Origin of the sequence: Sinorhizobium garamanticum (assembly GCF_029892065.1) — a bacterium.
In the GTDB taxonomy this organism is placed as follows: domain Bacteria; phylum Pseudomonadota; class Alphaproteobacteria; order Rhizobiales; family Rhizobiaceae; genus Sinorhizobium; species Sinorhizobium garamanticum.
In genome coordinates this window covers 158,483-173,651 of record NZ_CP120375.1, presented here as the reverse complement: position 1 = coordinate 173,651, position 15,169 = coordinate 158,483, and the positions used below count along the sequence as shown (strand labels likewise).

At 54.5% G+C, this 15,169-nt stretch carries 8 protein-coding genes and 6 pseudogenes; 8 read left to right on the top strand and 6 right to left on the bottom strand.

The genetic code is table 11. From position 1 onward, the window contains the following. Nucleotides 1–587: 587 nt before the first annotated feature. Nucleotides 588–1,126 (top strand): annotated as a pseudogene (locus PZN02_RS32325) (transposase family protein); the annotation flags it as partial. Between the two features lie 142 nt (nucleotides 1,127–1,268). Here PZN02_RS32325 and PZN02_RS30005 read toward each other — a convergent pair. The 4 genes and pseudogenes from PZN02_RS30005 to PZN02_RS29990 all read right to left on the bottom strand — a co-directional run. After that, nucleotides 1,269–1,832 carry a YecA/YgfB family protein gene (locus PZN02_RS30005; protein WP_280663660.1) on the bottom strand — a complete coding sequence of 188 codons (564 nt, stop codon included), beginning with the start codon at nucleotides 1,830–1,832 and terminating at the stop codon, nucleotides 1,269–1,271. Nucleotides 1,833–2,173: 341 nt separating this feature from the next. Beyond that, nucleotides 2,174–2,740, bottom strand: a complete 567-nt coding sequence (gene dcd / locus PZN02_RS30000) for a dCTP deaminase (RefSeq protein ID WP_280663659.1) — start codon at nucleotides 2,738–2,740, stop codon at nucleotides 2,174–2,176. A 24-nt stretch (nucleotides 2,741–2,764) separates the two neighbouring features. Continuing rightward, nucleotides 2,765–3,004, bottom strand: coding sequence for a hypothetical protein (locus PZN02_RS29995; protein ID WP_280663658.1), 240 nt, complete (start codon nucleotides 3,002–3,004; stop codon nucleotides 2,765–2,767). A gap of 307 nt (nucleotides 3,005–3,311) precedes the next feature. Continuing rightward, a pseudogene (locus PZN02_RS29990) lies at nucleotides 3,312–3,522 on the bottom strand (IS481 family transposase); the annotation flags it as partial. Between the two features lie 121 nt (nucleotides 3,523–3,643). Between PZN02_RS29990 and PZN02_RS29985 the strand changes: the two are divergent. Beyond that, nucleotides 3,644–4,804 (top strand): annotated as a pseudogene (locus PZN02_RS29985) (IS110 family RNA-guided transposase). A gap of 310 nt (nucleotides 4,805–5,114) precedes the next feature. Here the strand turns inward: PZN02_RS29985 and PZN02_RS29980 are convergent. Continuing rightward, entirely contained in the window at nucleotides 5,115–5,384 is a 270-nt protein-coding gene (locus tag PZN02_RS29980) for a hypothetical protein (RefSeq protein ID WP_280663768.1), read from the bottom strand. A 203-nt stretch (nucleotides 5,385–5,587) separates the two neighbouring features. On the opposite strand from PZN02_RS29980, the pseudogene PZN02_RS29975 reads away from it, so the two are divergent. The 6 genes and pseudogenes from PZN02_RS29975 (at nucleotide 5,588) to PZN02_RS29950 (ending at nucleotide 14,206) form a co-directional block, all read left to right on the top strand. Beyond that, nucleotides 5,588–6,296, top strand: a pseudogene (locus PZN02_RS29975) (IS5 family transposase). A gap of 561 nt (nucleotides 6,297–6,857) precedes the next feature. Continuing rightward, nucleotides 6,858–9,518, top strand: a complete 2,661-nt coding sequence (locus tag PZN02_RS29970; protein WP_280663657.1) for a glycosyltransferase — start codon at nucleotides 6,858–6,860, stop codon at nucleotides 9,516–9,518. Continuing rightward, the gene (locus PZN02_RS29965) at nucleotides 9,518–10,969 is read left to right on the top strand and encodes a radical SAM protein (RefSeq protein WP_280663656.1); all 1,452 of its coding nucleotides are present in this window, start codon (nucleotides 9,518–9,520) and stop codon (nucleotides 10,967–10,969) included. The genes PZN02_RS29970 and PZN02_RS29965 overlap by 1 nt, the downstream gene beginning before the upstream one ends. Before the next feature lie 811 nt (nucleotides 10,970–11,780). Continuing rightward, nucleotides 11,781–11,870 (top strand): annotated as a pseudogene (locus tag PZN02_RS29960) (OmpW family outer membrane protein); the annotation flags it as partial. Nucleotides 11,871–12,735: 865 nt separating this feature from the next. After that, entirely contained in the window at nucleotides 12,736–13,395 is a 660-nt protein-coding gene (locus PZN02_RS29955) for an HAD family hydrolase (protein WP_280663655.1), read from the top strand. Then, nucleotides 13,364–14,206, top strand: a complete 843-nt coding sequence (locus tag PZN02_RS29950) for a phosphoribosyltransferase family protein (protein WP_280663654.1) — start codon at nucleotides 13,364–13,366, stop codon at nucleotides 14,204–14,206. Before PZN02_RS29955 ends, PZN02_RS29950 begins: the two co-directional genes overlap by 32 nt. A 20-nt stretch (nucleotides 14,207–14,226) precedes the next feature. Here the strand turns inward: PZN02_RS29950 and PZN02_RS29945 are convergent. Next, nucleotides 14,227–14,590: pseudogene (locus PZN02_RS29945) on the bottom strand (transposase); the annotation flags it as partial. Nucleotides 14,591–15,169: the final 579 nt, after the last annotated feature.

The window sequence follows — 15,169 nt, the reverse complement described above, 5'->3', positions numbered from 1 at the left end:
GAGCCGATGTGGAAACTGCCGGGCGCGTTCAGACAAGGCGCTCTACAGTGTCGCTCCGCCGGGCTTCATCAGGCGGCGGGACGAGCGAGCGCCGTTTTGTTAGGCGTCGACCGCGTCGTGAGACCTTGGCTTCCCCACATGCGGCGGGAGATTGACGGTTACAGACTTGGCCACATGGTAACCGGTGGGTGGCTTCGCTCGCATTAATCTCGTCGTAGCGACTGCCTGGCCGGCGGGGCTGTTCATGGCGGAACTCCTGTTGGCTGAGTTAAGTGTAGCTCGCTTTATCGGAGCAACTGCTGGGCCAACCAGAAGATTGTTGTAAAACAATGGGATAACGGTCACAGTGCAGTGTCTCATGTCCGACATTGTCCAATATCCGACAGCGTCGACAACTCGACAATGAACGCCTGACCGCCTCTTGCACCATAAGAACCAAGCTGCGAACTTCAGTGTCTGACGACGCAGCAGCACGGACTCAACTGGCCTATGTCCAACGGGACCGGGCCACAGGTACGTCGGCATTCTTAACCATTGGCCCTATTGCCTTTGTCGCATCCACGAACGAGAGCTCGGCGGGCGGCCCGGCGCTGCAGCCGACAATCCCGCACCTGACGCGCTCCTCGCTGACCGCTGCGCCATGGCATCGGTCGTCTGCCGGATGTCGGCGGCGACAGGCCGGCGAAGAAGAAATTCAAGAGCTATCCAGTCGGCTAGTTCCACATCGACATTGCCGAGGTGCGCACTGAACTGGGCAAGCTGCACATGTTCGTTGCCATCGATCGCATCTCGAAGTTCGCCTTTGTCGAACTGCACGAGAAGGCCACCACCGCCGTCTCACGCGAGTTCCTGCTGCGTTTCATCGCAGCCGTCCCGTACAAGATCCATACCGTGCTCACCGACAACGGCATCCCAGTTCGACACCCGGCGCTTGCGGCTCGGCTGTCCCGCTGATCAAGGAGGCAATCGCCGACGGTGAACGCTTCTGGGCCCATGCCTTCGAATACGCCAGCACCTCGCCGATTTCGTTGCCGCCTACAACTTCGGCCGTTGGCTCAAGACGTTCAACGGCTTCACCCCTTACGACATGTGCACGGCATGGCGCGAAGGGAAAGCCTGGGCTTAACAGATCCCAAACGATCTCAGTGAATGGCGGGACGTCAGCTCAATTGGGCCGACGTTGACCGGGGCCCTCCTGAGTGGTGAGCGCGATGAACAGCCCACGGCTTTCGATGTCGAAATCGGCGGAATGGGAGTAGCGCGTCGTTTCAGAACTGTTGCTTTGCTCGCTTTGGCATGAAGTAGCTTCGGATTTTAACGAGCGCTTCAGCGACCGCTGCGGCGTCCGATTGGGTGGCCGGTCCAGTAGCTTCACTGAGCTTGCGGATCGGCGCGATGATATCGCCAGTGATGGCGTGGCCGCGGATGACCGGCCGCCACTGCTTTTGCGAGAAGCCTGTCCCCATCAGGAAGCTGACGTGCCAATCCATGGCATCGAAGGTTCGGTCGTCGATCCTGCTGAACCTCGGCCGGTGATCCTCAGGTGTTTCGGCAAGGCTCGCGGAGATCCGGTTATATTCCGCAACGATGGTCTGCACGGCCTGGTGCGCTGTCGTTTCCATCGGCATATCCAAGGCCTCTGAACCGGTGAGCTCCGGGATCCATTCGAGTGGGTCTATGAACTTCGGACCGATGATAAGCGCGGTCAGATAGCCGTCGAGGCCGCTCATCGTCCAGATCGGAGATACTGGACGGCGCGCCCTCATGAAGGCTTCGAACGCCTCGTCGTCGAGCTTCGGCCGTGCGGCGGTACCCTGGCTCTTATGTGTCATGCTGCACACCGCCCTTGGTCTGCAATGCCCTCTCGTTCGGCCTTCCAGGCCCAGGGGAAGAGCGTCTAGGAAAAGGAACGCGATACGCACAAGCCTAGCGCACTTCGAGAAGGTCCTTCGCTATATGGTAGATCATTCGGACTGCATCACTCCGGATGTAACCCCCAACGCTGGCGAGCACACAATGAGCGCCTGGCCCAGTTGGGTGCACTGAGGAGATCCGGACTAGATTTCCGCGGAATGCGTGAGTGGGTTGTCACCGACGTGGGGCGCGCAGAGGTCAAGCGAATCGACGGGTGACGGAACTGGAGTTCTGAGCCGACTTGGGAGCGGAATAGTTGTTATCCCTTCTTCGCGTTCGTTTGTCCGGCAAACCGGCCCTCATAGCCTCGTACAGGCGTGCCAACTGTCTGTTCAAAGATAAGCTGACATATCTTCATGCCGGGGCGAAGTTTAATCGGAAATTTGTTGTGGTTCACCATCTCAAGCCGTATCTGCCCGGAAAAACCCGCATGAATGGTAGGCGCTGTCAGATGAATGCCTATCCCCAGCCTAGCAAGTGAGCTCTTGCCCTCCACCCTAGCTGCTATGCGCGATTGGGACTTAAGTTCGACATATTCCCTGGTCCATGCCAGCAACATCTGGCCAGGCTTAAAGTCATAGCCTAGTGCGGCATCGATATCGTGGGGTGAAGTAGTCTCCCCCAGAATCTCTTCGTGATTATACTTGGGGTCTGAAGGGTCGATTGTTATCGCCAATCCGCCCTTTGGCTCTTTGAAAAGAGTTAGCCTTCCGTCAAGCGTCAAATCAAGACTGGTGGAGCTGTATAAGGATAGATCTGGGTCTGGATCAACAATGATGGCGCCAGTCTGTATTGCAATCTGTATTTCGCGGTCAGTCAAAATCATTGCGCGTCAGCCCCAGTGACCCGATTATTCAACCACCACTGCTTCAGGCACCCAGACACGCCAAGAGCCAGAAATGGTTTCTCTCGGCAATTCAACTAAGAGGCTGTTTCGATCTCGGTTAATCGGGTATCCGATGTCGAGTCCGTTATCCTTGATGGATCTCTGGTGGACGACCAGCCTTTCTGGCCCACTCGTCGTATCGACGGTAACAATCACCTCGCTGGGATGTGTCCCATGACCGACTTGGGTGACTTTAACTTTCATAGCCATATTCCTCCATTTTGGACATCAGACCGGAAAATCGACTGATTCGATATTGTGGATTTTTTTCTCCACATCTTTTCTCTCATAGTGAGAACAAAAAGTGAACAAAAAATATGGTGGCCTCACCACAGTCTCTAACTCAGTAGTAAACAAAGCGTTTCCGCCGCTTGGCAAATCACATCCTTTTACAGAAAGCCTTTGTCGCACGCAGACTAAGTTGTGATTTTCAGATCGGCTCAGTTGCCTCCGATACACAGCCTCCCGCTCTAGGCGTTCAGTCTCAGGAATGGTCGGCTGCAGTGAATTAGAGGCAATCTTCCTCCGGCGACAGGACCGTCGAGCGCGGCTCCCGCGGACTGGTCGAACGATCGGCAACGGAGCTACGTCTTCCACTTCGCCACCGTCTTCGGATTGATCCCGTACCGCTTCGAAAGCGCCCTCAGGCTCTCTTGAGTATTTTGTATTGCTCGACGGATTGCCTCTGTCATCGTGGCGCTGCTGTGTAGAACCTGTCCCATGGTGCCTCTCTCCAAGCCGGCGAAAACATTGCACCATCAAAGATCCCATGACGGGTGGTGGATAGCGACCTGCGCTCTGGCAGAGTCGGGTTGCTGACCAACAACTCTGTGGAGGCCAATCATGCATGTTGTAGCCGATCGATCTGCGGCGCCTGCCACTATCCGCACCGATCTTGGCGCGATCTTCGTTTCTTTGGAACTGAGTAAATCGACCTGGTTGATCACTTCGCTGTCGCCGGGCAGTGGGGAGAGGATGTCGAAACATGCGGTACGCGGCGGCGATATCACCGGACTGCTGGCACGCTTTGCCCAGCTTCAGGACAAGGCACAGGTGCGCACCGGCCGGCACTTTGCGCTTGTGGTCATTCAGGAGGCGGGTCTCGACGGCTTCTGGATCCATCGAATCCTGGAGACCGAGGGGATCGAAAGCCATGTCGTCGACGCCGCCTCGATTGCCACGTCGCGCCGACGGCGTCGTGCCAAGACCGACAAGATCGATGGTGAGGCATTGGTGCGTGCGCTGCTCGCCTACAAACGGGGCGAGCCGCGCGTGTGCGCGATGGTTAGGGTACCGAGCGTCAAGGAGGAGGACCATCGGCGCATCGGCCGTGAACGCAAGGTTCTGGTTGGTGAGCGGACCTGCCATGTCAACCGCATCAAGGGCCTACTATTTGCCCAGGGCATCACCGGCTACGAGCCGCTGCGCCGTGACCGGCGGCATCGGCTTGAGGAACTGAGGACCGGCGACGGCCGCGCGCTGCCTGAACATCTGAAGGGGCAGATCCGTCGCGAGCTCGACCGCCTCGAACTGGTGATAGCCCAGATCAAAGAGGTGCAGGCCGAACGCGACGCTCTGCTGGCAATCGAAGTCGCCGAGACTCCGGCAGCGACATTGCTCGATCTCAAGGGTATCGGCCCCGAGTGTGCGGCCATCCTCTACGCGGAAGGGCTGTTTCCGGCACTTCGATAATCGCCGGCAGGTCGCTGCCTATGCCGGGCTCGCGCCGACACCTTGGCAGAGCGGATCGGTCCAGCACGAACAAGGCGTCTCGAAGGCCGGCAACCCCCGGCTGCGAACGACGATGATCGAGTTGGCCTGGCTATGGCTGCGCAATCAACCGGGTTCGGCGCTTACCCGCTGGTTCCACGAACGCGTGATGCGCAATCAGGGCGCCTCAAAAAGACGACCCTCGTCGCCCTTGCAAGGAAGCTGCTTGTGGCGCTGTGGAAATACGTCACCGCAGGCGTCGTCATCGAGGGTTCCGTCATGAAGGCTGTCTGACGGGACCGACACACCCATCCCTCGAGGCCTGATCAGCCTCGGCGGATCCAGAAGGCGAACCGAGATCCCAGCTGGCTGGAATGCCGTATCAAAGACGGGTTTCGCCCTTGTGGGCCCTGCCGCCGCAAGCGGGATATTGGTGCAGCCGCCCCAAGCGGCGACCGGATGTGAGTTTGACTAGACTTGACTGACCGAGCCGTGTCACGCAATCGGGCCCAGCTCTGGATTCCGCTGCCAATTGGAGCAACACGATGCCGCCCTAACACACCTCTTGACCTCAGCATCGTCATGTGAGCCTGGGATCAAACACCTAGAGCTCGTCCTTCCCATCAAGCACAATCTTCAATGTCCTGATGACGTCAGCGGCATCGACGAGGGCGTCTCTGATATCTGCGGCGGAAAGGTCGCGGGCGCGCTCGGACGCCACTCGGAGGTCTATCAGCACGTCTTTGACGCCGTGGATGCCGGCAATCCCTGTCTGCTCGCGCATGTCGCGTATCGTATCGATCGAGCCATCGAGAAGACGACTGACTTCATAAGGCAGACGACGGGCAGGCCGTTTTCCCGGAACCATGGACATCCGTAGATGCTCATCTAGATGCACGTCAAAACGCGCAATAACGTTGCCGCCGCCTAGTTCGGGCCGGATGTCGATGATTTTCATTCAATAGCGCCTATCGGTTTCTAGACAAAATGGGGCTAACCCATTAATGCCGATTTGTCTTCTAAGGCCTGTTGAGATTCAGGATTCCCGCCGCGGCTTGTTTATGAGTCAAGCTTCGGATGGAACGATTCGTATTGACTGACGCCCAATGGGCGAAGATGGAGCCGCACTGCCTGGGCAAGCCGACAGACCCCGGGGCGAAGCGGCAGCGATAACCGGCAGTCCGTGGCGTGACCTTCCCGCCTTCTTCGGCAACTGGAACACCGTCTTCAAGCGGTACCGTGATTGGGTCAAGGCCGATGTCTTCGTACGGCTTTTCGAGGCCTGCTCGGACGAGCCCGACATGGAATACGCCATGATCGACGCCACCAAGGTCCACCGCCACGGCCAGGGCGCAAAAGGGGGACTCAGAGCCAGGCCATAGGCCGTTCCAAGGGCGGCATGACCGCCAAAATCCTCGCGCTGACCGACGCGCTCGGCAACCTTGTCCGCTTCGTCCTGCTGCCCGGCCACCGCTTCGATACCGTCGGCGTGCCGCCGCTCATTGACGGCGTCGCTTTCGGCGCGCTGATCGCCGATAAGGCCTTCGACAGCAACACCATCATCGCCGACCTCGACGACCGCGGCGCCAAGGTTGTCATCTCCCAGCATCCGCGCCGCGCCAAGCCATTACCGTTCGACGCCGAGATGTACAAATGGCGTCATCTCATCGAGAACTTCTTCTGCAAGCTCAAGGAATTCAAGCGCATCGCCATGCGCGCCGACAAAACCGACCAGAGCTTCAACGCTATCATCCATCTCGCAGCAGCCGTCATAAACTCAAGATGAATCTCAACAGGCCTTAGACAGAAGTTGCGCGTGAACCTGATTGAAAAAGCACGCTTCGTCGCGGATTGCTTTTCCTCAATTGCGTCGCCAACAGGATCGACGAACTCCCCCCTTGCTCTCCTCAGACATGGAGTCCACTTAAATCCACAGTGGACACTATCCCCGGCAATCCGAACGCTACGATGCGGGCATCACGCCAGGCTATCTCTCTGCTACCGGTGGCGACGACGCTCCTCGGACGAACGCGATGAGCCTCTTGCGATCTCTGGCCAATCCATAAGGTCCGCGAGGGCAGTTTGCACTAGTTGTCGGCTTCCTGACTAAGTCGGACATGAAGCACTGGCTATCAGAGCGGTCCTATTGATTTTAATGGCTTTCCTGGGTCGGCACGGCACTTGCTTCGCCCAGTACAACTCAGCACGGCATTGATTGAGCAGGGTATCTCCATGAACAACCCACCAAACATGCAGACGTCACCGGGAGATCTCTGCGCGACTACCTCTACAAGCGCAGCCGCCCTCCGGTCGGAATCGGCCTGGGACAAGAAAACGGTATAGAATAATGAATATTCGTGCTGGAGCCATATTTGTATCGTTTGATGCTGTTGCTGTATCAGGAGTTACTGTAGAAGCATTCAAGGTAGCTAAAAATCTCGCACGGAATCGGATTAAATCCTATCTGGACCTTGGTTATGACATAAAAATAGATAAAGGCAAATTTAACAAGCCTTACGATTATGAAAAAGAGATTTATAGTGATATACTTACCCTGGTTCGTGTCGATGATATTGATTCCGTTCCGTACTACAATGTCAGTTTTATTGAGCACTCACACAATATTTTGATAAGTGGGAAAACGACCGTTTCTTCCGAAGAACAGGAAGAAATCATGCTTGCAATTAGCGAGTCGTCTCGACAACTAGCCCATCGAATTGTACAGCTATGGGAGGGGCTGAACATCAGTTATGTAATCGTTGAGAATGGAACACTTCCAGAAAATATAATTTACACCAAAGCACTTTATCTGGCGATTGACGCGTACGGGAAACGTCATGGACTGGGCAACTTCGTTATTTGGCGCGATCACGACTTAATGTGGAATAGTGAGAAGACCGTGATGAAATACGGCCTTGCACCATATCCTGACGTCGTCAAGCCTATCAAGTCCAACCACATAACATACATCACACTCAATAATCACCTAAAAAACAAGCTTGAGGCGTGGTGCCACCATGAAGTGGAAATCAAGGTTAAGAAGAATACCTATGATTTTACCAGACAGGGTAATTACACAAATATCAGAAAAAATCTGTCCGTACGTGACAACGATATTCTGATTGCTCGTACCACACGTATTATACCTCAAAAACGCATTGACAGAGATATTTATCTAGTCCATCGACTCAACCAGCGTTTTCTTCAGGACTGTGTCGACCGTAAAGTGTTTTTGGTTGTGGCAGGCGATCCTCATGAAGATAGTACTTTCTATCAGGAGCTGAGAGCCTTAGCTAAAAAACTAAACATCGAATCGTTTATTAATTTTATTGGCACACTACAGCATAAATATGCAACAGCAGAAAATAACACTATAACTATTGATGATTTATATTACACGTGCGACCTGGTATCGTTTCTTACCTCTTGGGATTACGACAGTTACGGAAATCCCATTGGCGAAGCGATTAGCTTCCAGCGCTGCTATATCACTACCAGCTACGAGTATTACTGGGAAGTTTATGGGCAATATGGATTTGAAGCGCCCGTTATGGCGATATCAGAGGAGCGGGATGGCCTGCCTGATGAAGCATTCATCAATGATCTGTACGAGTTTGTCAATAATAAGCAACGAATGAATGACGTTGCTATGAGGAACTTCTGCATTGGCAGGCAGGTACTGTCGGATAACGTAATTGACATTATGGACTTTAATTCTTTTGAAGGAGATATGCGCGACAACGTTTTTGTATCGATTGTGCTGCCGGTTTATAACGAAAGCAATCGTATTAATGACGTACTGCTCTCTCTGTTTAATCAGAAAACATATCGCGGCATGATTACTCATGAAAGTTATGAGCTGATTATTGTGGATAATAATTCAACGGACGATTCCGTTGAGAAAATTAACGCCTTCAATGCCCAAAATCCACTCTTGGATATTCATATTATCAAGGAAACCGTTCAGGGCGTCTCGTCCGCCAGAAAACGTGGCATGGATTACGCCTCTTCGCGCTCAAAAGCCCGTGACAGCCGCCTAGGCGTTCAAAAAAAACATTACATTGTTTCCGCAGATGCGGACTGCACGGTAGACCCTTACTGGCTGCACGCGCTGATTGAAAAAATGGTGGAGGAAAATGGGGATCTAGGCACCTGCAATTACTATTACAACGAAGAATCCTTCCGCCATCGCCCCAATCTTTTCCGGGAAATCCAAAAAACCCTGCGCTGTCGTGACATGTCGTTTTCGTTGTTCGGCGGCTTTCCGGACGGCAAAGGTTTTGCCGTTGAGCGCACTTTCTACGATAAAGTGGGCGGTATCGAAATTTTCTACCAGTTGAACAATGGCCGCTTTGTAGAACACCTCTCCGATGACTGGGACTTTGGGATCCGCGTAATCGCCTGGGGCGGCAACCCGGTTTACGCCCGGGATTCTCGAGTGGAAATTAACAGCCGGCGCCTCGATACCATCCTGGAGGAGGTGATCACCGGTACCGCCTACGGACAGGATGGTATCATCATCATGAAAGATGTGCGCCCGGATGTGGGAGAGCAAAGGCCAGCGCTGTGCGACACCACTCCCGCTCAGTCTCAGCAGGTCTGGTTCTACTCCATCAAGGACTACATTCCCAAAAATGTCGTGCTGCCTGCGTTGCTTAACCCGCAGATATTGCTGGAAAACCCCGCTGTGCGTGAATTCTTTACCGGACCGGTGGCTGATCGTTTGTACCAGCGAATCCGTGAAATTAAGCACGAATCGCGCATTATCGACTTCAAAGCGATCCATGCTTACAAAACCCCGGCATATCGGCTTTATTTTGAGTTCTGTAACGAAATTTTCAGTGCTTTGCGGCGCGCTGTTGGTGAAGATATCGGTTTTCCGCCGCCGTTACCGGCGTGCTTCTATGTGGTCAAACCGGAAGAATTCGAGCGCTTTGTCTACTACTTCTGCGAAGACCGTGAGTCTGGTGAAGCTCATAACTACTTCGCTAACGGCGGGGTATTCTGATGAATAGAGAAGCTCTGAACTCGCTGAACGATATCGATGCGGACTATCCGGTGCCGCGAGTATACGATTTTCTCTCGTGCCCGGAGAACAGCGCATTTCTGCAGTATGTGTTTAAAGATCCGTTCGGTTGCCACGTTTTCCCCGGTGATATCTCCCGTTATCCACGCGATTCTTTTTTCGATGACATGGACCGTGATATCAAACAGGCAAAGCAGATACACCTGTGGTCGTATATCCCCACCTGCCGCTACCGTTGCCATTTCTGCCAATACCCAACGGTTACTCTAAACCCAGAGGCCACTTCCTCGCTGGCTGTGTTCCGGGAACTAGTAGATTATAATATCAAAGAGGCCACCATCTGGCTTCGGAGCGTTCCGTGCCTTGCACAGGCCGAAGTCGGCGAATTTAACATCTTCGGTGGCACGCCATCACTGCTTCCTGAACCTGAGCTACGGCGCCTGATGGATTTTTACCGGAGCCATTTTAACTTTTCTGCCGCCACCATGCGCTTTGAAGGCGAGCCTCGGACCCTCACTAAAGACTATCTGCGGCTGTTAAAAGAGTTGGGTTTTACCAAAATAAGCTTCGGTGCTCAGGCCTTCAACGACCGCATTATCACGGCCTGCGGACGTATGCATTCTGCCGAAGAGTGTGTGGGAACCATCTATAACGCGGGCGAAGTCGGGTTCGAATGGGTCAGCGTTGACCTTATCTACGGCATGTTGGGCCAGAGCGTGGATGACGTGAAATATGACATGGAGAAAACCCTCGAGCTGGACCTTTCACACGTAGTCTGCACCAAGTTGCACATGGAAGAGTTCATGAAAAAGCGTACCGGCGTTTCCGGGGAACGAGAAAGCCTGTGGCAGAAAAAGGGCCGTGTTAATATCAACAACATGACTTTCCCGGGGCTCGGCAAGCAGTATCAGATGCGCGAACTGGTCGAACAGTATCTCTTGCCAGGTTATGTGGAACACCCGACGATGTATTTCCACCGGAATAATCAGCATCCGGAAAAATGGAAAGGGTTAATCACCGACCTTGATACGCAGTACCCGGAAGTGGCAATTGGCCTCGGTGGTAGCTCGAAATGCACCTGGGCCGAAGCCATCAACATCACCGGCTACAAAAAATACAAGGAAGCGCTGGATGAAAACCGTCTGCCCATTGAGGAAAGCCGGGGCGTCTCCTCGCTTCAGCGCGAAGTTAACGCCTTCAAAATGGCGCTTTCCACGCTGGTTCCGGTGAATGACAATGTGTTCAGACAACGTTTTGAAGGCAGAAGCTTTTTCGACAACCCGATTATCCGCCGCACGCTCATGACACTAGTCGATAAAGCGCTGGTCACCGCCGACAGGGATGCGGTGACGCTCACCCCCAACGGGGTAACGCTAGTCGAAGCCATAATCAACACCCAGTTCCTAGCACCCGAAGCCCGAGGAGCACACTAGGCAGGGTGAAGTGACATTCATCCGAGCCAGATCGTTGCGGCCGCGAGTAAGGCAAGCCGTTGACGTGGATTGTGCGGCGATCATAGCGGGTGGAAACCGACGGAAGCATTTTAGGCGGTTGAAGCAGCGTTCGATTACGGTTGCGGTGGCGATACGCTTGGGCATCATGAGGAATGGTGACGTTGCGCGAGCGGTTTGAGGGGATGACCGCCTCGGCCTCATGGCGGCGATCGTCTCGCGCAGGGCATTGCTGTCATAGGCTTTGTCAGCGAGGACGGCGGCTCCGGATCGCCCCACTAGCAAGACCTCTTCCTGCATGACGTCGCCGACCTGACTGGCGGACGACGGGGGGCGTCCGAGCGCATCGACCGGCATGTGGATCTTGGTGGTCAGTCTGCCTCGAGAACGCCCAGCACCTGATCCTTGCCCGGCTTCTTCTCCGCTCGCCGCCTGTTTCCCACAGCAGTTGCTTTGGAGCGCGTTACGGATCGGCCGCCCGATTGAAGAGGGTGTTCGAGGTTTTGGCGGACGGCTCTGGCAGCGGCAGAAGTCCGACCCACTGCTGCGCCGCGCCTCGAACACTTGCACGGCTGTGGCGAAGCGAAAGCCTGGGCTTAACAGATCGCAAACGATCTCGGTGACCTCCGGTCGTGGGCAACACTTGGCGATTACGTGCGACTGCCATTTCATTGCCACCTCGGTTGCCCAATGGCAGGCGAGGGGCTATTGGCGACTTGCTTAAAGCCATGCGAGCGGACTTCGCTGAACCTCGCGAGAAGGATCCGGCGATCATCATGTTGAATGCAATCGGCACCTCGACGTCGACAATCATGTGGGCGCCGCGCTGCAGGTCGGTTTCGACTACATGATTGACGAGCATTGGGGCGTGAACTTCGATGTTCATTCGTGTCCCAAGGGCCGAATGGACAATCTGTTGAAAGCTCACACCAAGTAGGTTTCCGCCTGACATAAGACATAAGAGCCCGGCTCGGTGATTCCTTTCGCACGAGCATTTGCGAGTACGACGCATGTGCACAGGAATATCCTTCACAGTCCCGCGGTCCGATCGCCGACGACTGGCTGGCCAGAGAGCGCAAGTCGCCGCAGAAGCACCTCTGTCGCGGCGAGATCATCCTGTTGAATACCGATGCTTCCACCATCTTAGATCACGTGCCGGCTGCGTGCTTGCCGATGGCGGTTGTGGCTCACATCCACGAGCGCCGATCATAATTGATGTGCCCCGCCGCGGCCGCCGATGGAGATGATCGTCCATGGCTGACGACGAGCTTGTTCCATGCGCACCGCAGGTCGTACCCCATATGAGGGGATGTCAGAAATTCGACACCAATTGTCGAATTGTGCGGTTATCGACGCAGCCTTGTTTGGCGGCATCGCTGTCCCAATCATGGGAACCCTTTGCAAATAACGAGCAAGAATCCACTCCCGAGACGCTCGAGCGCGGTTGGCACGACGTTTGCTAATCCTCAGCCATAAACCGATGGATCGGCCGGACATTCAGGTGTCGAGCGCCGTCACGAACAATTAACGGAAGACAAAGCGAATATGTTAGTTCGCCACAATCCACTTTCAAAGAAGAGCGGCACCGGCAGGGCGATATCTCCCGATGCTCGCCTACCGCCGTTGTCGATGAGGGCATTCAGATCCATTTCGGACCCGCGCCGCATATGTACGGGACGTCGAGGCGGGTGCGGACCAATTGCAGATGCAGGTCCTCCGAGCGCTTTAGAGACTGCGGGAAGGCAAAGTTGATAAGTCACATTTCCTTCGACGTCTGGAACACTCTCGTATCGCCAAATCCCGGCCATGCGCCGATGAGGACCAAGTTTCTCGCGGCCTGTTTCGATGCGGAAGAAGCAGCTGTTAGGAATGCATACGCCGAGGTCAAGATATGGGTGAACCAACACGCGATTGAAACTGGGTACGCTCCATCCCTGTTCGAAAATATCCGTCTGCTTATGATGCGTTGCAATGTTCACAAAGATCCGAGCTACATCGCAAAGTCGTTCGAGGACATTTTTCAGATCTGCAAGCCAATTGTATTGGATACTACCGTGAGGCTAATCCAGGCGTTGGTCGAAGACGGATATACGCTGTCACTAGGCAGCAACTCGAGCTTTATTAGCGGCCGAGTGGTCCACGATTTTCTTGAGAGCACGTTTGGATGCGTGTTTCGGTTCGGAATTTATTCCGATTTGCTTGGATATGCAAAACCGAAGAAAACCTTCTTCAACAAAATCATCAAGTCGTGTGACGTTGCGGCCAACAACATCCTGCATGTCGGTGACCACGCGATCTGCGACCTGCGGGGTGCGCAGAGCGCCGGAATACATGGCGCCCTGCTGAGACGACCTGAAGACATTAGAGAGGTGGTGAATGAATCAATTTCAGGAGTTTGCGCTCCATGAATTTCAGTCGATCGAGGATGCACCCTTTCGACCGGAACAATATTCACGTCTGAAATTCGGTTGCGACGAAGCAGCTCGCGAGATGGGCTACCAGATTGCAGACGCGTTCTTCCAAAAAAACGCACCCGCTCTACTGAACAATCGCTGCCTGATGATTTCGTCGCCATATAACTTTGTCCCGAATGCAGCGACTATAATGACGATGCATTTGCTCAATCGCCTCAACAGCCACATGGTTGATGCCAAAGGCAAACACGTGGAATATGCGACTGTCCCACGAAAGATCAGTTATGTGAACGACTACGGACGCCTGTCAGGGGAACATCGCAAGTCATTGATCGCCGGTGATAGGTTCTACTTCAACTCGCAGCATTTCGAAGGTCGTTGTCTTCTGTTTGTCGACGACGTGAAGATCACTGGCACTCACGAAAACAGGTTAGTCGAGCTCATGCACGAGCAGCAGCTCAAGAACAAAACATTCTTCCTATATTTTGCTCGATACACGGGCGATCGTCCCGACATAGAGTCCGAGATAAATTTTGCTGCGGTTAAGTCAATCAGGGACCTGAATCAGATCGTTGCGGAGCCAAATCATCACATGACCGCTCGCCAAATCAAATATATTCTTACCGCAGCTCCAAGCGAGCTATATCACGATTTTTTAAGGTTCAGAAGCGCCAGATACCTTAAGAGCCTTTATTTCAATTGCTTGCACGAAGGATATTACAAAATTCAAGAGTATGAAACCAACATAGGTGTAATCCGCGACGCGATCGATCACTCGGAAGGCGCAAGGAAACGCTTGGTCTAAGAGACGGACTCGAAAAGAACTTAATGGTAGCAATACCTTGCAAGACGTCGTGTGACGAGGCGAATGTGGGCGATCATGATCCATGCATAGGCTGAAGCGACTGATTTTTCAAAGTCCTTCGCCAGTCTACGGCATCTGCCAAGCCACGCGAAAGTCCGTTCCACGACCCATCGGCGCGGCAGAACCTCAAAGCCCCTTGCCTTGTCAGTGCGCTTGATGATCTCCAGAGACCAGCGCCCGGTTTTCTTCAGCCGCCTCTTCAACTTGTCGCCAGCATAACCGCCATTGGCAAAAACATGCAGCAACCACGGCCATCTCTGGCGGATGGATTTCAAGAGGTCTGGAGTCTTGAATGTCGGCGCTGTGGACCATGAGACCGACCAACTGACGCTGGACCGGGAGATGCTGCAGGACGTCATTCGCCGGAAGCTCTGCGGCCTCCCTCGGAAGCGAGAGCAGGTGGTGTGTTAGCAGGTCGGCTACCCGAGAGGTGCCGGTCACGGCACCGAATTCATGTCCCGCCATCTTGACCTACGGGCCTATGCCAACGTTTGCTGTGCTGGACTTCCGCGGCATAGAGAGCCGACCCCACACGCCTCATTGATTCGCTTAACGGTCGCTTTCGGGCGGAGTGTCTGAAGCAGCACTGGTTCCTGGCCGCCCTTGCGGAGCCCGCGAAAAGAAGGACGTTTTGCGCCGATACGATATGAAAAGCGGCGACCGGTTTGCGGTGGCGCCCGACGGCCAGACGCAACGCCCCGCCCAAGTTTCGCGGAAGACGCCGACAATCGGCGATCTGCGCCGCATCGGGAGCACCGCGACGGGCACTGTAGGCAGATCGCCGGCCCGGTCGCGCGCGATCACCTCGATACCGCTATAGCGTCCGAGCCAAGCGTCGACCGGATCGGCATTGTGGAAGCGCCAGGAGGCCCGTTACGGGCGACGCCGTTCGCGATCGCGCCA

Excerpts from the sequence above, each read along its gene's own strand:
- PZN02_RS30005 (WP_280663660.1), bottom strand. The coding sequence starts at position 1,832 with ATGACACATAAGAGCCAGGGTACCGCCGCACGGCCGAAGCTCGACGAC.
- PZN02_RS29995 (WP_280663658.1), bottom strand. The coding sequence starts at position 3,004 with ATGAAAGTTAAAGTCACCCAAGTCGGTCATGGGACACATCCCAGCGAG.
- dcd (WP_280663659.1), bottom strand. The coding sequence starts at position 2,740 with ATGATTTTGACTGACCGCGAAATACAGATTGCAATACAGACTGGCGCC.
- PZN02_RS29980 (WP_280663768.1), bottom strand. The coding sequence starts at position 5,384 with ATGTCCATGGTTCCGGGAAAACGGCCTGCCCGTCGTCTGCCTTATGAA.
- PZN02_RS29950 (WP_280663654.1), top strand. The coding sequence starts at position 13,364 with ATGAATCAATTTCAGGAGTTTGCGCTCCATGAATTTCAGTCGATCGAG.
- PZN02_RS29965 (WP_280663656.1), top strand. The coding sequence starts at position 9,518 with ATGAATAGAGAAGCTCTGAACTCGCTGAACGATATCGATGCGGACTAT.
- PZN02_RS29970 (WP_280663657.1), top strand. The coding sequence starts at position 6,858 with ATGAATATTCGTGCTGGAGCCATATTTGTATCGTTTGATGCTGTTGCT.